Source organism: Pseudomonas sp. RP-B7, assembly GCF_059803535.1.
Genome location: NZ_JAPFHC010000001.1, coordinates 535,277 through 554,983, shown reverse-complemented (window position 1 = coordinate 554,983; position 19,707 = coordinate 535,277). Strand labels below are relative to the sequence as shown.

The window sequence follows — 19,707 nt, the reverse complement described above, 5'->3', positions numbered from 1 at the left end:
GGTGTGGCCCGGTAGAATCACCGGCAAATTTTCAGCGCACGCATTGAATCGGGACCGGATACATGTCACTTCGTCTTATCGTCAGCGCCGTTCTGGCCTTGATCGCCAGTACCGCCCAGGCTCAAGGGCCCGCCCCGGCGATTTCCTATACCCGTGATGTTCAGCCGATCTTCACCGAGAAATGTGTGGCGTGCCATGCCTGCTACGACTCGGCCTGCCAGCTCAACCTGGGCAGCGCCGAGGGTGCGGCGCGTGGGGCGAGCAAAGTGCCGGTGTATGACGGCGAGCGCAGCCAGGCCACCCCGACCACCCGATTGTTCTATGACGCCTTTGGCAAAGCCGCTTGGCAGCAGAAAGGCTTCCATTCGGTGCTGGACGCCCAGGGCAGCCAGGCCGCGTTGATGGCGCGCATGCTCGAACTGGGCCACAACGCGCCGCTGCAGCCCAATGCCAAATTGCCTGAAGAGATCGTGCTGGGGCTCAACCGCGAAAACATGTGCGCCATGCCCGGCGAGTTCAATGCCTATGCCGGCGCCCATCCCAAGGAAGGCATGCCATTGGCTGTCACCGGCCTGACCGATCAGCAATACCAGACCCTGCAGCGCTGGCTCGCGTCCGGCGCGCCGATTGATGAGCAGGGCTTGGCGCCGAGTGCCAAGGAAGCTCTGCAAGTGCAGCAGTGGGAGAACCTGCTCAACCAGCCAGGCGCCCGTGAGAGCCTGGTGGCGCGCTGGTTGTTCGAGCATTTGTTCCTCGCTCATATCTATTTCGAGAACGGCGAGCCGGGGCATTTCTTCCAGTGGGTGCGTTCGCGCACGCCCAGTGGCCAGCCGATTGACCTGATCGCCACTCGCCGGCCGAATGATGACCCGGGCACCCGCGTGTATTACCGCCTGTGGCCGGTGCAGGGGGTAATCGTGCATAAGACCCACATCACGTACCCGTTCAGTGCCGAGAAAATGGCGCGGATCAAGGCGCTGTTCTACGCCGGCGACTGGCAGGTCAATGCCTTGCCGGGTTACGGGCCGGGCCGTCGCGCCAATCCGTTCGAAACGTTCGAGGCCATACCGGCCAAGGCGCGTTACCAGTTCATGCTGGATAACGCCGAATACTTCGTGCGCACCTTTATCCGCGGGCCGGTCTGCCGTGGACAAATCGCCACGGACGTCATCCGCGACAACTTCTGGACCCTGTTCCAGGACCCTGACCACGACCTGTACATCACCGATGCGCGCTATCGTGGCCAGGCCACGCCACTGCTGGCCATGCCGGGGCAGAACGACGACGTCGGCAGTGTGCTCAGCCTGTGGCTGGCCTACCGCGACAAGCGCAACGAATACGAGGCCCTGCGCCGTGACAGTTATGCCGATGTGCCGCCGCCGAGTTGGTCGAGCCTGTGGGCCGGTAATGACAATGCGTTGCTGAGCATCTTCCGCCACTTCGACAGCGCCTCGGTGAACAAGGGCTTGATCGGTGAAGTGCCGCAAACGATGTGGTTGTTCGACTATCCGTTGCTGGAGCGCACCTATTACCAGTTGGCGGTGAACTTCGACGTGTTCGGCAACGTTTCGCACCAAGCCCAGACACGCCTGTATTTCGACCTGATCCGCAACGGTGCCGAGCAGAACTTCTTGCGGTTGATGCCGGCGAACTCCCGCGACGATTTCCTCGATGACTGGTATCAGAACAGCGGCAAACTCAAGTTGTGGCTGGACTACGAAGCTATTGACGACGACAAGCCGAGCGGCTTGCACCTGGACGCCAAAGACCCGAAACGCGACTTCGCCAACCAATTGCTCAGCCGCTACGGCGACCTCAACGCCAGCCCGGACCCGATCAACCGCTGCAACGGCGCCTACTGCTCGCGTGACGGCATCAATCCGGCACTACAGGATGCCGAGCAGGCCCTCAGCCGATTGACCTCACGCCCGGCGGCGGGGCTCAAGGTGATCGACCAATTGCCGGAAGCGACGATGCTGCGCATCGAAACCAGCAATGGCAAGCGCGTGTTCTACAGCATGCTGCGCAACCGTGCCCACAGTAACGTGGCGTTCCTGCTGGGTGAGGCCTATCGCTACCAGCCGGGCCTGGACACCGTGACCATCTATCCCGGCGTGCTGAGCAGCTACCCGAACTTCATGTTCAATATTCCGGCGCAGGATGTGCCTGAGTTCGTCGCCGAAATGGAGCGGGCCAAGGATGCCGATCGCTTTGAAAAAATCGTCGATCGTTGGGGTGTGCGTCGCAGTCATCCATTGTTCTGGCAGTACTTCCACGATTTATCGCAGTACATCCGCGAAACCACGCCGGTGGAAGAGGGCGTGCTGGACATGAATCGCTATGAAAACCTATAAAGGTGTCAGTGATCCGCTCATCCCTCTAGGCGGGTGCTGAAGCAGTCGGATATCTACCATGCAGCAATGGAAAAGGTACCCCGAAGATGCTGGTTTCAGTGCAGGCACTACGCGCCTTGGCGGCTTGGGTTGTGGTGGGGCATCACTTCATCCAGGTGTTTTTCAACTTTGAGGTCGATACCCCGCTGGCCTATTTGTTCGCCGATAAAGGTGCCATCGGCGTGGACGTGTTCTTTGTCATCAGTGGCCTGGTGATTTTTCTCGCAACAGCCGACAAGGCGCTGACACCAGGGCGTTTCATGCTCATGCGCGTGGCCAGGATCGCTCCCGCGTATTGGTTCTATACGCTGCTCATGGCGTTACTGGTCATGACGGTGCCTTCGATGTTTCCAGAAACGTATGTGGTGCCCAGCCATGTGCTGCAGTCGCTGCTGTTTATTCCGGCTGAACACCCCGGCGGCTTTGGGCGTTATCCGCTAGTGGATGTCGGCTGGACCCTTAACTTCGAGATGCTGTTTTATGGGCTGTTCGCCCTGACCTTGTGGTTTCGCAGGGCCTACCGGTTGTGGATAGTCGCCACACTGCTGTACCTGGTGTGTGGCGGAGTCAGCCCCGCCTTTGACCTGTTTGGCGGTTTTTACCGCAACGACATTGTCCTCGAATTCCTGATGGGCATCGTCATCGGCATGCTGTATCACCGTGGCCTGTGCCGAGCCCCGGCGTGGTTGCCGTTGCTGGGTATCGTGGCGGCCTTGGCCGCGATTTATCACGGCGCGGACGTTCCGCGCGCGCTGGAGTGGGGGGTGCCCAGCGCGATATTGGTCATCTGCTTTGTCACGCTGGAGCCTTTTTTTCGTCATTCGCGTGTCCTGAAGATGCTCGGAGATTGCTCCTACTCGGTGTATTTGCTCCACACCATGGTGCTGTGCGCCGGGCGATGGTTTGCCGAGCGCACGGGCGTTGATCCCTACGTGATGCTGCCCGTTTGCATCCTGGTGACGGCGTTCGCCTCATTTGGCAGCTACCACTGGCTGGAAAAAGCGGCGTACAGCAGGCTCAAGCAGTGGTTGGGCATTGATCAGCCGCCCATCCTTTCCCGACAAAAATACTAGGACTTTGTACCTGCGTAATATTTTGGCGTAAACTGCCGGCAAGCCTGTGAGGAGTTTCCATGACTGCCATAACCATTACCGACGCCGCCCACGATTACCTGGCTGACCTGCTGTCCAAGCAGAACACCCCAGGTATCGGTATCCGCGTCTTTATCACCCAGCCTGGCACCCAGTACGCCGAGACGTGCATTGCCTACTGCAAGCCAGGTGAAGAGAAGCCTGAAGACACCGCGCTGGGGCTGAAAAGCTTTACCGCGTATATCGACGCCTTCAGCGAAGCCTTCCTCGACGACGCCGTAGTCGACTACGCCACCGATCGCATGGGCGGCCAATTGACCATCAAAGCGCCCAACGCCAAGGTGCCAAATGTCAACGCTGACAGCCCGGTGAACGAGCGTATCAACTACTACCTGCAGACCGAGATCAACCCGGGGCTGGCCAGCCACGGCGGCCAGGTCAGCCTGATCGATGTCGTGGACGACGGCATCGCGGTGCTCAAGTTCGGTGGTGGTTGCCAGGGCTGCGGCCAGGCGGACGTGACCCTGCGCGAAGGTATCGAGCGCACCCTGCTGGAGCGTATTCCAGAGCTTAAAGGTGTACGTGACGTGACCGACCACACGCAGAAAGAAAACGCCTACTACTGAGTCAGGTGTTCACTGCGAAGAAAAAACGGCGCCCCGTGAGCGCCGTTTTTTTATGCATTATTTTCAACGCCTTACGCTGTTTTTCTAACAAATTGGTTTAGGTGTGGGAGTGGGCTTGCCCGTATTCCGTCAAGGGCGGTAAAGGTGTGCGTGGCCTGCCCGGTACAGCGACGACTCGCTGAAACTGTCACTGGCCAACACCCGGCCCACCACAATCAGTGCGGTACGCCGAAACCCCTTGGCTGCGACCTTCTCGGCAATGTTACTCAAGGTCCCGACCGCCCAATCCTGATCCGGCCACGTCGCCCGGTGCACCACCGCAATCGGGCAATCAGCGCCATAGTGCGGCAGCAGTTCAGCGACGATTTTCTCCAGATGGTTGACCCCCAGGTGAATCGCCATGGTCGTGCCGTGCCGCGCAAGGCTGTCGAAGTCCTCGCCGGGGGGCATGCTGGTCTTATCCGCATAACGGGTCAGGATGACGCTCTGGGCGATGTCCGGAAGCGTCAGTTCGGTCTCCAGTAGCGCCGCGCAGGCGGCCACGGCGGTGACGCCAGGGATGATCTGGAAAGGGATGCCCAGCTCGCGCAAACAGCGGATCTGCTCGCCAATCGCGCCATACAGGCTCGGATCGCCGGAGTGCACGCGTGCCACATCCTGGCCTTTGGCGTGGGCGGTTTTGATCAGTTCGATGATCTGTTCCAGATGCAACTCAGCGCTGTTGACGACGATTCCTGCCTGGTGACCTTCCAAAACCGCCGCTGGCACCAGGGAGCCGGCGTAGATGATCACCGGGCAACTGCGGATCAGCCGCTGGCCTTTTACGGTGATCAATTCCGGGTCGCCGGGGCCTGCGCCGATGAAGTAGACGGTCATGGGGAATTCCTGTTGAAAAGCGGGCGAGCATGAAGATTGCTCATGATCGGGAAGGGCGATTATCGGGATTTTAGTCGGCGCAAGCCAACGCAAAGGTGGCCTGGGAGGTTTTTTTGCGGGTGATCAGCAGGCGCGCAGGGGCGCCAGTGAGGTGCTCGGCCAGTGCCAGGGCGGCGCTTTCGGCGATGCCGTAACAGCCGGTATGGGCGAAAGCGACAGCGGATCTGTGGCTCAGGCGGTCGGCATAAACCCCTAGCCCGGCCGCGCTGAAGCAGTGCAGTGGCAGGTTCAACAGCGCGGCCAGGGCGAGTAATCCGGGTTCATCACGTTTGCGATCAATACTCGCCAAGGCCGTAACGTGCCGGCGCTCGATACCACCCTCGGCGAGGGCGGCGTCGAACAGGCTCAGCAGGGTGTGAACATCACAACCCCGCTGGCAGCCCAGGCCGACCACCAGGGTCATGCCGAGTATTGATCGTCACGGTTGCGGCGGAACAGCCAGGCGCTGATCAGGCCCAGAGCCAGCCAGAACGCCACGTTGGTCAACTGCGATGCGATCTTGAACTGCGCTTCCAGCGCTTCTGGTGCCAGCATCGAATGCACTTCCGGTTGCGGTGCGCCAATCACGTGGGGAACCACCAGGATTGCCGCCCCCAGTGCTTTGAGCAGCCAGTTGCGACCGAATACGATCAGCGCGATACCGGCGGCGGTGGACGCTGCGGTACCGATCCACCACGTCTGGCGCAGTGCGAGGTCGGCGGCAGCCGTGCCCGGTAGCTCAGGCGGCAACCCCAGGGTCGGTGCCAGTACGAAGGTCGCGTAACCAGCCAGCCCCCACAGCAGCCCTTGGGCGGTGCGGGTTGGCGCGCGCAGGGTGTACAGGCCGGCGAGCATCAGTGCGAAACCGACCGCCACTACCAGGTTGCCACCTGTGGTAGAGAGCACGCGCTGCCAGCCGTCTTCCGGCTCCCAGGCTTCGGCGTCGTGGGTATGGGCAGCGGTGCCGGCGGTATGCTCGTGCATCACCTCGGCAGGGGCTTTTTCAAAGGTTTCCGCCTGCAAAATCAGCGGGGCGACCCAGAAACTTTGCAGCAGGGTCAGCAGCAGGGCGGCCAAAAGTCCGGTGAACCCTGCGGTTTGCGCAATACGCTTGATCATGTCGGCAGGTCTCAATGGCACGGGAACGCGGCGCTGTGGCGGGTATCGTGGGCAGCGTTGTGCACCGCCTCGATATGCGAGAAACCGGCGAAATACACCAGGCACGCGCCGAGGATCGACGCACCGATGGCGGCGGTCAGGCGTTGGCTCAGGGTAGAGGTGCGGCTGGCGGAGTGCGAGGTGCTGCTGATGATCGACATGGCGCGTCCCTTTCAGGTGTCTGGGTGAAACGAGCGCATGAAAACCCCGCGAGCCAGGCACGCAGGGTTCTGAACAGCGCCCGCCCACCGCGGGTTTGTTATCTGATTTTTTCGGGCCGGTCTCCGGGCTTGCGAGGGGCTCAATGCCTGAAAACGTCGCCTTCCCATGCCTTGGGCACAGTGGATATGACGTTTCGCTCGCTTACCGTTGCGGGGGCAGCACCGGACTGTCATGCGTACATGAGTCACCGGTTTCCCGTTTCACCCTTTGCAGGGCACCCGAAACAAGATGTGTAGGAGAGCATGGGGGTGGGAGGGGAGTCAATTGGGATGTGGTTTTTGGTGGTGGTGGTGGTGGTGTACATATCCGTTTCTTCGGTAACGGCCGCTTATGGTTCCGCTCTTACAGCGGGTCACTTTGGAAAAGCCCCAAAGTAACCAAAGGGCTCTTGCCCCAACACTCGGCACCTCGCCTAGGCTCGGTGTGCCCTCACTCCGGCTTGAATCCGTGGGCCGCCGTCATGGGCCATCCCTGGCCCAGGACGGCTAACCCGGCGTCCTGCCGGGTTGCCCACGGATTCAAGCCTGCGTTCGGCCAGCGTGTTTAACGGGGCAAGTGAGATCAAAAGCCAGAGCGCGGCGGCCTTAGAGCCGACCGGTATTTTTTATGGTGTTCACCCTCGACTGTGGGATCTGGCTAGCCTGCGATGCAGGCGACTCGGTACATCAGACGCACCCAGTTGATGCCATCGCAGGCAAGCCAGCTCCCACAGGGGAACCCGCCCGCTTTCTCGATCAGGCCGGCTGTCAGGCCGCCCAAATCCATGTCGGATTAAGGGCGCACCGAGCCTGGGTGAGGTGCCGAGTGTTGGGGCAAGAGCCCTTTGGTTACTTTTGGGCTCTTTCCTAAAGTGAGCTGCCGTAAGGAGTCGCCGTTACCTAAATAACGGATATGTACACGAACCCAACCCCATCATTGACCATCCCCCAAGCACTGCGTAGCCTTGCACCCTCGAGGTTCTTCGGCCCAGGCCGAAGCTAAGAAGGGAACGCGGTCCAAGCCGCGGCTGCCCCCGCAACTGTAAAGGGTCCAGTTGACTGCCACGCCACTGCCGACAAGGCGGGAAGGCGCAGCCAGCGCCGGTCGCAAGACCTGCAAGCCCCAAGCCAGGAGACCTGCCTCGCAATCGATTTTTCAATTCAACCGGGCGGGGTGATCCGGTGACGAAATCCGCTGCTGCGCACTGTCGCAGGGCCTATCGTCCCGTATGCCCGCCCCCAAGGGCATCCGATGAAAACACTGGCCAAACTCCCCGTCACCATCGTTACCGGCTTTCTTGGCTCGGGCAAAACCACCTTGCTGCGCCATATGCTCGACAACGCCCAGGGCCGTCGCATCGCCGTGATCGTCAACGAATTCGGCGAGTTGGGCATTGACGGTGAAATCCTCAAGCAGTGCTCCATCGGTTGCACCGAAGAAGAAGCCAACGGCCGTGTCTACGAGCTGGCCAACGGCTGCCTGTGCTGCACCGTGCAGGAAGAGTTCTTCCCGGTGATGCGCGAGCTGGTTGCCCGGCGCGGCGACCTCGACCATATCCTCATTGAAACCTCCGGCCTGGCTCTGCCAAAACCCCTGGTACAAGCCTTCCAATGGCCGGAAATCCGTAGCGCCTGCACGGTTGACGCGGTGATCACCGTGGTCGATAGCCCAGCCGTGGCCGCCGGCACCTTCGCCGCATTCCCGGACCAAGTCGACGCCCAGCGCAAACTCGACCCGAACCTGGACCACGAATCGCCGCTGCACGAGTTGTTCGCCGACCAACTGGCCAGCGCCGACTTGGTGATCCTCAACAAATCCGACCTGATCAGCCCGGAAGACCTGGCCCGTGTGCGCCTGGAAGTCGCCGAAGAACTGCCGCCAGCCGTGAAGATCATCGAAGCCAGCAGCGGCCGTCTGCCGCTGGACGTGCTGATTGGCCTGGGCGCCGGCGCCGAAGAGCATATCGACGCTCGCCACAGCCATCACGATCATCACCACGAAGGTGAAGACGACCACGACCACGACGCCTTCGACTCGATTTCCATCGACCTGCCGCAAGCCGACGAGGCGCTTTTGCTCGACGCCCTGACCCAGTTGGTGGTGCAACACGGCATCCTGCGCGTCAAAGGCTTCGCCGCGATCCCGAACAAGCCGATGCGCCTGCTGATCCAGGGCGTAGGCACGCGTTTCGATAAGCACTTCGATCGCGCCTGGGCTGCCGACGAAGCACGCATCACACGTCTGGTACTGATCGGTCAGGACCTCGATGCGGCGGGTCTCGAAGCGCAACTGCGCGCTGCGCTCAGCGTTTAACCCATGCACCTGCTCAGGACCCAGCCCGGTGGTTTCGTCTCGGACGACAATATTGCCGACCTTGGCCAAACCCCCGCTGAACTGGTGATCCTGTGCAGCGGCGACTCCAGCCTGGCGCTGCTGGCCGAAGCGGCCCAGCAGTTGCCCGACGATTACCCGAGCCTGCGCCTGGCCAACCCCATGCAGGTGCAGAACCACGCCTCGGTCGACCTGTATGTCGACGAGGTGTTGCGCCACGCCAAGGTCATCCTGATCTCGCTGCATGGTGGCATCGGCTATTGGCGTTACGGTATCGAGCGTCTGGTGGAGCTGGCCGAACGCGGTGTACAACTGATCCTGGTGCCGGGCGACGATCGCCCCGACCCGGAACTCAGCGGTTTGAGCACCGTTGGCGCACAAGAACGTGATCGCCTGTGGCACTTCCTGCGCCAGGGTGGCTTGGGCAATGCGCTGGATTTCTATCGCTGCCTGGCCAGCGCTTACCTGGGGCGCGACTATGCCTGGGCCGAGCCGCAAACCCTGCCGCGCACGGCGATTTATCACCCGCACAAAGCCAACCCCCGTTTGAATGACTGGCAGGTGGATTGGCAGGCCGAGTTTCCGGTGGCCGCGGTGCTGTTCTACCGCTCTCACTTGCAGGCTGCCAATACCGGTTTTATCGATGTGTTTTGCCAACGCTTGCAGGCTGCGGGCCTGAACCCGTTGCCGATAGCGGTGGCCAGTTTGAAAGAGCCCGGCTGCCTGACGGTTGTCGAGGACCTGCTCGATGAGGTCGGCGCGGGGCTGATCCTGAACACCACCGGGTTTGCCCAATCCAGTCCGGAAGCGCCGCATTTGCGCCCGTTTCGCCGCAATATCCCGGTGATCCAGGCGATTTGCGCCCAAGACAACGAGCCGGGCTGGCAGGCCAGTGAACAGGGCCTGGGCCCGCGCGACTTGGCGATGCACATTGCCTTGCCGGAGCTGGACGGGCGCATCATCAGCCGGCCGATCAGCTTCAAGGATCTGGCCTGGCGCAGTGAGCGCAGCCAGTCGGATGTGGTGTGTTACCGCGCCGCGCCCGAGCGCATGGATTTTGTTGCCGAACTGGCGCGCCGTTGGGTCGAATTGGCACGGGTACCGAATGCGCAGAAACGCATCGCGCTGATCCTCGCCAACTACCCGACCCGCGACGGCCGTATCGGCAACGGCGTGGGCCTGGACACACCGGCGGCGGCGCTGAACATCCTGCGTGCCCTGCAAGCCGAAGGGTATCCGCTGCCCGCCGAATTGCCCCCGAGTGGAACGGCCCTGATCCATGACCTGCTCGGTGGCGTCACCAACGACCTCGACAGTATTGATCTGCGTCCCTGTCACCAAAGCCTGGGCCTGGACGACTATGAGGTGATGTTCAAACGCCTGCCCGAAGCCAATCGCCAGGCGGTTATTGAGCGTTGGGGCGCGCCCCATAACGATCCGATGTTCCGCGACGGCCGCATGATGATCGCCGGCCTGCGCCTGGGCCTGACTTTCGTCGGCATCCAGCCTGCGCGGGGTTATCAGGTGGACGCCAGCGCGGTGTACCACGATCCCGATCTGGTGCCGCCTCATGGCTACCTGGCGTTCTACTTCTGGCTGCGTCACACCTATGGCGCCCACGGCGTGATCCATGTGGGCAAGCACGGCAACCTGGAATGGCTGCCGGGCAAGGGCGTTGGCCTGTCGGAAAACTGCTGGCCCGATGCGCTGCTGGGGCCGTTGCCGAATATCTACCCGTTTATCGTCAACGATCCGGGCGAGGGTGCCCAGGCCAAACGCCGCACCCAGGCGGTGATCATCGACCACCTGATGCCGCCGCTGACCCGTGCCGAAACCTACGGCCCATTGCGCGACCTGGAACTGCTGGCGGACGAGTATTACGAAGCGCAACTGCTCGATCCTCGCCGCGCCCTCGAGCTGCAAAAGGACATCCTCAAGTTGGTGCGCGAAACCCGCATCGACCAAGAGCTTGAACTGGATAAAGCAGCTGACGCCGCCATCTGGCTCCCGCGCCTCGACACTTATCTGTGTGACTTGAAGGAGTCACAGATCCGCGACGGCCTGCACATTTTTGGCGAGTCGCCTGACGGCCGTTTGCGCATCGACACTTTGCTCGCGCTGCTGCGTATCCCCCGTGGTGATGGGCGCGGTGCGCAGTCGAGTTTGCTGCGGGTATTGGCCAAGGCCTTCGAGTTGGGCTTCGATCCGTTGGATTGTGCACTCGCCGAACCTTGGACTGGTCGCCGTCCCCTGGTGTTGCAGAAGATCGACCCGCAGTTGTGGCGTACCGCCGGCGATACCCGCGAGCGCCTGGAGCTCTATGCGGCGCGCTTGATCGAACAGGCTCTGGAAGGCCCGCTTGAGCAACTGGAGGAGCCTGGCTGGGAAGGCGTGAAGGCCGTCATTGAAAGCCTGCGCATCGTCGTTGCGCCGCGCCTGGATGCCTGTGGTCCGGCGGAAATGCGCGGCCTGCTGGATGCCTTGAGCGGTCGGTTCGTGCCGGCGGGGCCGAGCGGTGCGCCGAGTCGCGGGCGCCTGGATGTACTGCCCACCGGGCGTAACTTTTTCACGGTGGACGTGCGCAACCTGCCGACCACCACGGCCTGGCGCATCGGTTTTCAATCCGCCAACCTGATCCTTGAGCGGCACTTGCAGGATCACGGCGATCACCTGCGCCAGCTCGGTTTGTCGGTATGGGGCACGGCCACCATGCGCACCGGCGGCGACGATATTGCCCAGGCCATGGCCTTGATGGGCGTGCGCCCGGTCTGGGCCACGGGCAGCCAGCGGGTGGATGACTTTGAAATCCTGCCGATCAGCCTGCTGGACCGCCCGCGTGTTGACGTCACGCTGCGGGTGTCGGGGTTCTTCCGTGATGCCTTCGCCAACCTGATCCGCCTGTTCGATGCGGCGGTGCAGGCGGTGGCGGCGTTGGACGAGCCGGACGATCTGAACCCGTTGGCGGCCAAGGTGCGCAGTGAGCGCGAGGCGTTGCTGGCGTCTGGCCTGGACGCAGAAGCTGCGGCGAAACAGGCCGGCTGGCGCATCTTCGGCGCCAAGCCCGGAGCCTATGGCGCGGGCGTGCAGGGTGCGATCGACGGGCGCCTGTGGCAAAGCCGCGAGGACTTGGCCGAGGTCTACCTGAACTGGGGCGGCTATGCGTATGGCGGCTCCGACGAGGGCACCGCCGCCCGTGGGCAGTTTGCCCAGCGCCTGAGCCAGGTACAGGCGGTATTGCAGAACCAGGACAACCGCGAGCATGACGTGCTCGATTCCAACGACTACTACCAATTCCAGGGCGGCATGCTCGCTGCCGTGGAAACCCTGAGCGGCGACAAGGCCGCCAGTTACCATGGCGACCACAGCCAGCCGGACTTGCCGAAAATCCGTACCTTGAAGGAAGAGCTGAACCGGGTGATCCGCTCCCGCGCCGCCAACCCCAAGTGGATCGAAGGCGTGAAACGCCACGGCTATAAAGGTGCGTTTGAAATGGCTGCGACCGTGGACAACCTGTTCGCTTTCGACGCCACCACCGCGCTGATCGACGATCACCAATACGCGCTGCTTGCCGACGCCTATTTGCTCGACCCCGACACCCGCGCCTTTGTGCAGCAACACAACCCCGCCGCCCTGCGTGACATGGCCGAACGCATGCTTGAAGCCCAGCAGCGCGGCATGTGGCAGGAGCCGGGGGCTTACCGTGAGGCGTTGGAAAACCTGTTGCTGGATATAGAAGAAGACAGCTGATGACTGATATCCCCCATTTCCCGCTGTCCGCCGTGGTCGGCGCCGACGCATTGAAACTGGCGCTGTGCCTCACCGCCATCGACCCGAAGATCGGCGGTGTGCTGATCGAAGGCCCGCGTGGTATGGCCAAGTCCACCCTGGCGCGGGGCTTGGCGGACCTGCTGGTCAGTGGCCAGTTTGTCACCTTGCCGCTGGGCGCGACGGAAGAGCGTCTTGTTGGCACGTTGGATCTGGACGCGGCATTGGGTGAGGGGCGGGCGCAGTTTTCGCCGGGGGTGTTGGCCAAGGCTGATGGCGGCGTGCTGTATGTCGATGAAGTCAATCTGCTGCCCGACCATCTGGTGGATCTGTTACTGGACGTGGCTGCCAGCGGCACCAATCTGATCGAGCGTGACGGCATTTCCCATCGCCATTCGGCGCGTTTCGTACTGATCGGCACGATGAACCCGGAGGAGGGCGAACTGCGCCCGCAACTGCTTGATCGCTTCGGCTTTAACGTGGCGCTGAGCGGGCAGACCTTGCCCACGGAACGCGGGCAGATCATCCGTCGGCGCTTGGATTTTGACACTGACCCCGCGGCGTTCTGCGCGCAGTGGGCCGAGCAGCAAGCCGCTCTGCAGAGGCGCTGCACCGAGGCGCGAGCGCGGCTTGAGGCTATTGCGCTGGATGACCAGACCTTGGCGCAGATCACCGAGCGTTGTTTCGCCGCCGGCGTCGACGGCTTGCGCGCGGACCTGGTCTGGCTGCGCGGCGCCAGGGCCCATGCGGCCTGGCGTGGTGCCAGCGCCATTGGCGAAGAGGACATCGAGGCCGTCGCCGACTTTGCCTTGCGCCATCGCCGCCAAGAGCAATCTCCGCCGGCCAGCCCGCCGAATCAAGGGCAATCCCCCAAGTCCTCTGACACCTCTCCCGGCCAAGGCCAATGGGGCGACATGCCCGCCGCCGCCTTACCCATGGGCGCCCGGCGGGAAGTCCCCACCTGGCCAAAAAAGCCGTAGGCATTCGCCCTCGACCTGACGCGGGGGCGGATGCCCGACCCAAGGCAGGACGCGTGGACAAAGGCCGGCACGGCAAGGCGCGTAGCGCGCAGTACGGCTCGATCAACTGGCCGGGCACCCTGCTCGGCGGCCGCCCGCAATCACGGGAGGACTTGCTGTTTCACCTGCGCAGCCGCTCGGCCCATGAGCTGTGGCTGGTGATCGTCGATGCCTCGGCCTCCACCCGCCGCCATCAAGCATTGACCGACGCCAAGGGCTTACTGGCCCAGTTGTTTGACGACGCCTATCGCCAACGTGCGCGCATGGCATTGCTGACGGCCAGTGGGCACGCGCCCACGTGGCAAGTGCAGGGTCTGAAGGCCGCCAAAGGCTTGGCGGGCTGGCTGGCCCAACTCGGCGCTGGCGGAGGCACGCCGCTGCTCGCCGCACTGACCGAGGCCGGACATTGGTTGGCGGCGCGGCGTAAACGCTATCCGGCTGAGCAACAGCGCTTGTTGCTGATTACTGATGGGCGACTCAAGGCTATCGACGGGTTGCCGCTGTTGGAGTGCCCTGGGTTGCTGGTGGATATCGAGCGCGGGCCGATCAGGTTGGGTCGGGCGCAAGCGCTGGCTGCGGGGCTGAAAATTGATTACCGGCATATCGATGGTTTGTAGGTCTTGAAGGGAGATCGGGAAGGGTCGCTCTTGTAAAGTCGAATCTTCCGACATTCATCGTTGATAGCAACTCTTTACTCTGTGGGCCTTCACGCGTTCAGGGGTAAAGGGATGAATTCCTGCGTAATACAGGGTGTTTGTTATTGTCAGGTCTTGGCAGGCAAGACGCTCCGTTCAACTCGCCACTCGACTGCCCCCGCGCGTACCACTCTCGATCAAGGGCTGGTATGAACGACTCACTGCATTACACGGATACGCTCAATCCCTTCAAGGACTTTATTGGCGGCAAGCAGATCCAGCATTGGGTCGAGTTCCAGTTGGTTGACGAACTAGGCCAACCTTTGGCGAGTCTGCCTTATCGTGCGGCGAACGAGGCTTCGCGTGGGGGCTATGTGCCTGAGTTCGCGGGGTATACCGATGCTGAGGGTGTGATTCGTCTCGAGGGTCTGCATCCCCTGCCCATTACGTTGTGGGTGGGAGCAGACCTGCTGGCCGAGCAACTGCAAACCCGGCGCCTACGTGCTGTACGTGCAGAGCCACCCCGCCCGGGAATAGGCGACCGTACGCCGTTGTATGGGCCGCAACTTCCGGGGTTTTCGCCGATTGAGGAGGAGGCGCTTGCGAAAGGTCACGACTACCACTATTTACGGATCGGGCAGTTATGCGATCGGCGGCCCACCTTTCAACCACCGTTGGCTGATCCGAGTGAGCTTCCTGCGTTTCACTTTCCTGATGAGACGTTCGGTGGTTTTACTGTGAGCGGCGATCACCTGGACCGTCGGCATGTACTGGAAGTCTGCCCGTTTCGCGCGTGGTCGCTGGTTTTGCATCATCAGGAGGAGTACAGCCTGGTGAATGCTTACAACCTGGGGTTGATGAGTATTTTGGCGTATAGCAACCGGGGCGAGGGTGATCTGGGTTCCGTCAAAGAGCTTTTCGAACGGCAATGTCTGGATTTATCGCGGACTCCGCGTGTTTGGGATAGTGGTCAGGCGTGGCCTTGTGTTGTGGTAGATGTGCCTTTCAGTGATCGTTACACAGCGGTCAAATCTCTGGATACGGATAAGGCTGATCCGCCGGAAGGCCATACTCAGCTGTTTTACGCGATTAGTGCATCCCAGGTATTAGTGGCTTGGCGCGGTACTGAAATGGAGGGGCTCGCTGACCTGATCACTGATGTGACCTTTCGTCCTGTAAAGCCTGAGATTACGGCGCTTTGTGAGCCCAAGGTTCCTTGCCTGGACCTTACCTCGCTGGGCAGTGTGCACCTTGGTTTTCGTGATGCCTTTGAAGTTGCGCGAAGAATTTATGCAAATGACCTTGGCAAGGTGATTCCAGAAAAGGCGGTCGACAGAAAGCTATTCATTTGTGGTCACAGCCTCGGTGGTGCTCTGGGCCTAATCCACGCGGCCTCGCTGCTAAACCACAACCCGCTGCTTTACACCTACGGCATGCCCCGCACCTTCACCCTGCTCGCCGTGCAATACCTGGGCGACCTTTGGCACTTCCGTCATGTCAACGACACTGATTTGATCCCACGCGTGCCCCCCGAGGCTGCGCTGGACAACGACCTGTATGACCGATACGGCCCATTTGGCACCGTATTTGGGTTTCAACGCTCATTAGGCAAAGCGCTTCATGGCCTGGTGTACAAGCACGAGAATGCGTTCAGCCATCACGGCAAGATCGCCATGTTCTTCAAGGCTGAACAACACCATTATCAAGAGTTCGGGTCATACCCCGCCTATCGAAAGCCGGATGGCACACCCATTCGCGGCACGATCACAGCTGAATTACCTGAGAAAGCCAAGCTGTATTTGGTGCCCAGTCTCAGTGAAACCGATGAACAAGAAGCCGAGGAGGCTACGCGGCGTTTCAACGCTTCGCTGAGTCCTGAAAACCGTGCCCGGTACTTTCCGCACTACAGCAACACCCCAGTGGGCCGCGTGTTGCGGATTGGCGACCACTTCATGTCGCAGTACCAACCCTATATCCACAACCAACTGCTGGAGTCCATCAATCCAGCGCGCGAACCCTTGCTGGAACGCCAGATACAACGACGCAAATTCGAACAACAGATCAAGGATTACTACGGGCGTGTTCCTGAGGATGAGTTGGCTCGCAACCGTGTGTTTCTCGACTTGCAGCGTTTGGTGGATAAAGCCCTGCGTGTCACAAAACAAGCCGATGGGGGCAAAGAAGCACTAGAGCGTTTTGATGCCATCGCCGATCCACGGGCCTATTACGAGAAAACCTATGGTTAAGCAAATCAATGCGCTTAAGAACTCAACCAGCGCCCTCCGACTGGCCGTGGTCATGTGCACACTTCTTTTCACTGTTGGTGGTTGCCGTCAGGACTACAGCCTGTCACCGCCTGCTGATAGTGAAAAGATAACCGTGACGGTGAAACTGCCCAAGGAACTTAAAACCGAAACTATGTGGGTCATGTATCGCTCGGCCATTTGTAAACGCATCAGCTCGGGCGCCAGCGGCCAGCGTATAGAGCAGGATGGTCATCACTCAATTTACAAAGAATTTGAGCGCCAAGGCCAGAGTGACCTTTACCAAGTGGAACTGCCAAAGGATGGGGGCGGTGCGTGTCGCTGGCATCTGGCGAATGTGACATTCGGCGTGGAGTTTGTCGATCCAACGCGTTATGGCGAGGGCGTTACTTATGGCGCAGGGGGGGGCGTGATCGCGATGTTTGACTATAACAACTCTCCACGGGGCGGCGCGGATTTCAAAGTGGATGGAGATCTGACGATTAGACGAGATTATTACCCTTGGGTGCATGAAAGCTTTTTAAGCGGGAACCGTAAGACCGTAAATTTGGCGGGTGAGGGTCATATATATCTGAGTTATCGGGCGTTGCAGGCTCGGCAAGTATACTTCGAGCCAACTGTTCACTCTGGCTTCGTGGTGAGTTCAGAAGGAGTAAAGGAAAAGAGAGAAGGGAACTTTATTAAGTTCAACTACCCCGACGGCAGTGTCGTAGCTGATGGTCGTACGAAGCCCGACTTCTTAAAACTCCAAAGCCTGCGCACCGGCCGCGCCGGCGATTGCCTTTCCCCCTGGACTTACCACAAGTGCCCGGACCGCCGCCCGCAGTTATTACCCGAATGGCTTCCCGTGCCGGACAAACCCGGTTTCGGGCAGTACCTCATTGTGGACGAATGGGGCAACAAGTTGCCGACCTATGACTATCGGCTGGTCGGTAAGGACGGCCGAATAAACAAGTGGAAGACGGATGCCAACGGGCTAACCCACCCGGTCCCGGAAAGCATGCACCCATTGCGCGAAGTGGAGTTTCCCTAATGAATTGGGTGAAGCTGCCAAAGCGAAATTCAACCATCGTACCCGTCGATACCCGAAGGAGCATTGCCATGCTCTATCGCATCTATCTGGTTTTATGCACGCTGTTTTTTGGCCTAAGTGGTTGCCGTCAGGACTACAGCCTGTCGCCGCCTGCTGACAGTGAAAAGATAACCGTCACGGTGAAACTGCCCAAGGAACTGAAAACCGAAACCATGTGGGTCATGTATCGCTCGGCTACCTGTAAGCGCATCAGCTCTGGAGCCAGCGGTCAGCGTTTAGAGCAGGATGGTCATCACTCAATCTACAAAGAATTTGAACGTCAAGGCGAGAGTGACCTTTACCAAGTGGAACTGCCAAAGGATGGGGGCGGTGCGTGTCGCTGGCATCTGGCGAATGTGACGTTTGGCGTGGTCTATGCAGACCCGGCGCGCTTTGGCGAGAACGTAATCGACGGGGGCGGCGGGGGTGTAGTTGTGATGTTCGACTACAACAACTCGCCACGAGGCGGAGCAAACATAAAGGTCGATGGGGATTTGGTGCTACGGAAGGACTATTATCCCTGGTTAAGTGAGGCTTTTCTTGGCGGTTATAAAAAACACATTAGCCTGGCCGGTGAGGGTGAAATTTATCTGATGTACCAGGCGTTGAAAGCCCGCACTGTGTACTTCGAGCCCAGATTGCATTCGGCATTTACTGTCTTCTCCACACAACCAAAGGAGAAGAAAGAAGGTAACCACACTGTCTTCACCTATCCCGACGGCACTGTCGTAGCCGATGGTCGATCACAGCCCGACTTTTTAAAGCTTCAAAGCCTGCGCACCGGCCGCGCCGGCGATTGCCTTTCCCCCTGGACTTACCACAAGTGCCCGGACCGCCGCCCGCAGTTATTACCCGAATGGCTCCCCGTCCCGGACAAACCCGGTTTCGGGCAGTACCTCATTGTGGACGAATGGGGCAACAAGTTGCCGACCTATGACTATCGGCTGGTCGGTAAGGACGGCCGAATAAACAAGTGGAAGACGGATGCAAACGGGCTAACCCACCCGGTCCCGGAAAGCATGCACCCATTGCGCGAAGTAGAGTTTCCTTAATAGGCAGGGTGACGCTGCCCAGCCAAGCCAGTTCCCGGGTTGGCCCGCGCTGCCTATTTGCGGTGTGAGCTGGCTTGCTTGCGTTGGGGACAGAAAACGCGCCACGCAGTTTTCAGCCACCCCCCGGCACATCCGGCCAAAGATCCGCCACCAAAAACAACCGCTCCGCCTCTTCCCAATCCCCGTCCATTTGCACCATCCGCACTAACAACTGCGCCGGCGCCATCGGGTCGAGTTCTTCCAGCCACCCCTGCATCTGCGCTTCACTCCACACCTCACTCGCAGGGTAATGTGCTGGCGCCAGCCAGGCATGGCGGGGCAGGGGTTGCCAGCGGCCGGGTTGGCGGGTGCTGGCGAATGCTTGCCAGTCGCGCTGATGCAGCCAGCGTCCGCGCAAATGTTGAGGGTGGGCGCCAAGGGGTTCGTCGGCTTCGCCGGGCCAGGGGTAGAGCAAGTAGCCACCCAGCCATAAATGCGCGTCGAACTGCTGAATATCCAGAGCGGCCAGCGCTTCGCGGCTCTCCGCCCGCGCAGAAATCGGCAATTGGTGTTGGGCCAGGTGCGTCAGCTTGCGGTCCAGCCGATCATGGCAGCCAGGGCCCAGCCACAAGGCGGTGTCTCTACCGTCGCCAGCTTGAGGGCCGAGGTATAGTTTGATCGCCAATTCCAGGTGATGCACGCCATCGCGGTCGCGCAGCAGCATATCCAGCTCCCCGAGGGTATGTCCGGCACGGCGGATCGGCAGGTTGGCGGCCAGCAATTCCACACCGGGCGCGTGCTGCACGGCGAACTGCCACAACCGCTCGTAGTACAGGCCAAGGCGTCGGGTGCGGGACAGACTCAGCCACTGTTGCAGTGCGCTGCTGTCTTGATCGAGTTGACGTAGCCAGCCTTCCAGCAAATGCGGCGCTTGCACCCAATCGCTGCCCGCCAATGGATGGCGTTGCGGCCACGGCGTCTGGCTGAGCATCGGCGGTGCGAGCATCACCCACGCGAGGTCGCGCACCTCAGGGCGGCGCAACTGGCGGGGCAGGTTGTGCAGATCCGGGAACACAGTCATGGTCCGAGCATAGCCGTTTAACCGTGGTGCAGGTGGCTGAGAACCATTGTCATCAAGGCTTCGCGGCGACAAAGGATTTTGCCTGGGGCGGCCTTTCGCCCATAATCGCGGTTTTCCGCCACGCC

The 19,707-nt window shown here is 60.8% G+C and carries 15 protein-coding genes and 2 riboswitches; of the genes, 10 read left to right on the top strand and 5 right to left on the bottom strand.

Annotated elements, in window-relative coordinates; genetic code table 11:
• The first annotated feature begins 62 nt into the window (after positions 1-62).
• The 3 genes from OPU96_RS02400 to nfuA all read left to right on the top strand — a co-directional run bounded on the left by OPU96_RS02400 (position 63) and on the right by nfuA (position 4,110).
• Positions 63-2,354 carry a fatty acid cis/trans isomerase gene (locus tag OPU96_RS02400; RefSeq protein WP_498558587.1) on the top strand — a complete coding sequence of 764 codons (2,292 nt, stop codon included), beginning with the start codon at positions 63-65 and terminating at the stop codon, positions 2,352-2,354.
• An 86-nt stretch (positions 2,355-2,440) separates the two neighbouring features.
• Positions 2,441-3,466 (top strand): acyltransferase family protein, encoded by a 1,026-nt coding sequence (locus OPU96_RS02395; protein ID WP_226457228.1) that lies wholly within the window; start codon positions 2,441-2,443, stop codon positions 3,464-3,466.
• A gap of 59 nt (positions 3,467-3,525) precedes the next feature.
• Positions 3,526-4,110, top strand: a complete 585-nt coding sequence (nfuA, locus tag OPU96_RS02390) for a Fe-S biogenesis protein NfuA (protein ID WP_003190728.1) — start codon at positions 3,526-3,528, stop codon at positions 4,108-4,110.
• A 129-nt stretch (positions 4,111-4,239) separates the two neighbouring features.
• Here the strand turns inward: nfuA and cobM are convergent, their stop codons facing one another.
• From cobM to OPU96_RS02370, 4 genes are all read right to left on the bottom strand, one after another.
• Positions 4,240-4,986, bottom strand: coding sequence for a precorrin-4 C(11)-methyltransferase (gene cobM / locus OPU96_RS02385; protein ID WP_226457229.1), 747 nt, complete (start codon positions 4,984-4,986; stop codon positions 4,240-4,242).
• A gap of 70 nt (positions 4,987-5,056) precedes the next feature.
• Positions 5,057-5,449: a cobalamin biosynthesis protein gene (locus tag OPU96_RS02380; RefSeq protein WP_498558586.1), complete on the bottom strand. Its 393-nt coding sequence runs from the start codon at positions 5,447-5,449 to the stop codon at positions 5,057-5,059.
• On the bottom strand, positions 5,446-6,144 hold the full coding sequence (locus OPU96_RS02375) for a CbtA family protein (protein ID WP_498558585.1): 699 nt from the start codon (positions 6,142-6,144) through the stop codon (positions 5,446-5,448). Before OPU96_RS02375 ends, OPU96_RS02380 begins: the two co-directional genes overlap by 4 nt.
• Positions 6,145-6,155: 11 nt before the next feature.
• Positions 6,156-6,344, bottom strand: a complete 189-nt coding sequence (locus OPU96_RS02370) for a CbtB domain-containing protein (protein ID WP_192299684.1) — start codon at positions 6,342-6,344, stop codon at positions 6,156-6,158.
• A gap of 97 nt (positions 6,345-6,441) precedes the next feature.
• A riboswitch (cobalamin riboswitch) is annotated at positions 6,442-6,642 on the bottom strand.
• A 700-nt stretch (positions 6,643-7,342) separates the two neighbouring features.
• A riboswitch (cobalamin riboswitch) is annotated at positions 7,343-7,542 on the top strand.
• Positions 7,543-7,635: 93 nt separating this feature from the next.
• On the opposite strand from OPU96_RS02370, the gene cobW reads away from it, so the two are divergent.
• The 7 genes from cobW (at position 7,636) to OPU96_RS02335 (ending at position 18,522) form a co-directional block, all read left to right on the top strand.
• A complete protein-coding gene (cobW, locus tag OPU96_RS02365) occupies positions 7,636-8,697 on the top strand; it encodes a cobalamin biosynthesis protein CobW (RefSeq protein ID WP_305392550.1) in 1,062 nt (353 codons plus the stop codon).
• Between the two features lie 3 nt (positions 8,698-8,700).
• Entirely contained in the window at positions 8,701-12,462 is a 3,762-nt protein-coding gene (cobN, locus tag OPU96_RS02360; protein WP_498558584.1) for a cobaltochelatase subunit CobN, read from the top strand.
• A complete protein-coding gene (locus OPU96_RS02355) occupies positions 12,462-13,460 on the top strand; it encodes a magnesium chelatase ATPase subunit I (protein ID WP_498558583.1) in 999 nt (332 codons plus the stop codon). Before cobN ends, OPU96_RS02355 begins: the two co-directional genes overlap by 1 nt.
• A 53-nt stretch (positions 13,461-13,513) precedes the next feature.
• A complete protein-coding gene (locus tag OPU96_RS02350) occupies positions 13,514-14,116 on the top strand; it encodes a vWA domain-containing protein (RefSeq protein WP_226457234.1) in 603 nt (200 codons plus the stop codon).
• Between the two features lie 227 nt (positions 14,117-14,343).
• Positions 14,344-16,380 (top strand): lipase family protein, encoded by a 2,037-nt coding sequence (locus OPU96_RS02345; protein WP_498558582.1) that lies wholly within the window; start codon positions 14,344-14,346, stop codon positions 16,378-16,380.
• Positions 16,373-17,431, top strand: a complete 1,059-nt coding sequence (locus tag OPU96_RS02340; RefSeq protein ID WP_498558581.1) for a hypothetical protein — start codon at positions 16,373-16,375, stop codon at positions 17,429-17,431. Before OPU96_RS02345 ends, OPU96_RS02340 begins: the two co-directional genes overlap by 8 nt.
• Before the next feature lie 68 nt (positions 17,432-17,499).
• On the top strand, positions 17,500-18,522 hold the full coding sequence (locus OPU96_RS02335) for a hypothetical protein (RefSeq protein ID WP_498558580.1): 1,023 nt from the start codon (positions 17,500-17,502) through the stop codon (positions 18,520-18,522).
• A gap of 112 nt (positions 18,523-18,634) precedes the next feature.
• Here OPU96_RS02335 and OPU96_RS02330 read toward each other — a convergent pair whose 3' ends face one another.
• On the bottom strand, positions 18,635-19,582 hold the full coding sequence (locus OPU96_RS02330) for a DUF1853 family protein (protein WP_498558579.1): 948 nt from the start codon (positions 19,580-19,582) through the stop codon (positions 18,635-18,637).
• Between the last annotated feature and the right edge of the window lie 125 nt (positions 19,583-19,707).

What these genes read in the sequence shown, in the direction of transcription:
- OPU96_RS02400 (WP_498558587.1), top strand. Translation starts at nt 63, where the DNA reads ATGTCACTTCGTCTTATCGTCAGCGCCGTTCTGGCCTTGATCGCCAGT.
- OPU96_RS02395 (WP_226457228.1), top strand. Translation starts at nt 2,441, where the DNA reads ATGCTGGTTTCAGTGCAGGCACTACGCGCCTTGGCGGCTTGGGTTGTG.
- nfuA (WP_003190728.1), top strand. Translation starts at nt 3,526, where the DNA reads ATGACTGCCATAACCATTACCGACGCCGCCCACGATTACCTGGCTGAC.
- cobM (WP_226457229.1), bottom strand. Translation starts at nt 4,986, where the DNA reads ATGACCGTCTACTTCATCGGCGCAGGCCCCGGCGACCCGGAATTGATC.
- OPU96_RS02380 (WP_498558586.1), bottom strand. Translation starts at nt 5,449, where the DNA reads ATGACCCTGGTGGTCGGCCTGGGCTGCCAGCGGGGTTGTGATGTTCAC.
- OPU96_RS02375 (WP_498558585.1), bottom strand. Translation starts at nt 6,144, where the DNA reads ATGATCAAGCGTATTGCGCAAACCGCAGGGTTCACCGGACTTTTGGCC.
- OPU96_RS02370 (WP_192299684.1), bottom strand. Translation starts at nt 6,344, where the DNA reads ATGTCGATCATCAGCAGCACCTCGCACTCCGCCAGCCGCACCTCTACC.
- cobW (WP_305392550.1), top strand. Translation starts at nt 7,636, where the DNA reads ATGAAAACACTGGCCAAACTCCCCGTCACCATCGTTACCGGCTTTCTT.
- cobN (WP_498558584.1), top strand. Translation starts at nt 8,701, where the DNA reads ATGCACCTGCTCAGGACCCAGCCCGGTGGTTTCGTCTCGGACGACAAT.
- OPU96_RS02355 (WP_498558583.1), top strand. Translation starts at nt 12,462, where the DNA reads ATGACTGATATCCCCCATTTCCCGCTGTCCGCCGTGGTCGGCGCCGAC.
- OPU96_RS02345 (WP_498558582.1), top strand. Translation starts at nt 14,344, where the DNA reads ATGAACGACTCACTGCATTACACGGATACGCTCAATCCCTTCAAGGAC.
- OPU96_RS02340 (WP_498558581.1), top strand. Translation starts at nt 16,373, where the DNA reads ATGGTTAAGCAAATCAATGCGCTTAAGAACTCAACCAGCGCCCTCCGA.
- OPU96_RS02335 (WP_498558580.1), top strand. Translation starts at nt 17,500, where the DNA reads ATGCTCTATCGCATCTATCTGGTTTTATGCACGCTGTTTTTTGGCCTA.
- OPU96_RS02330 (WP_498558579.1), bottom strand. Translation starts at nt 19,582, where the DNA reads ATGACTGTGTTCCCGGATCTGCACAACCTGCCCCGCCAGTTGCGCCGC.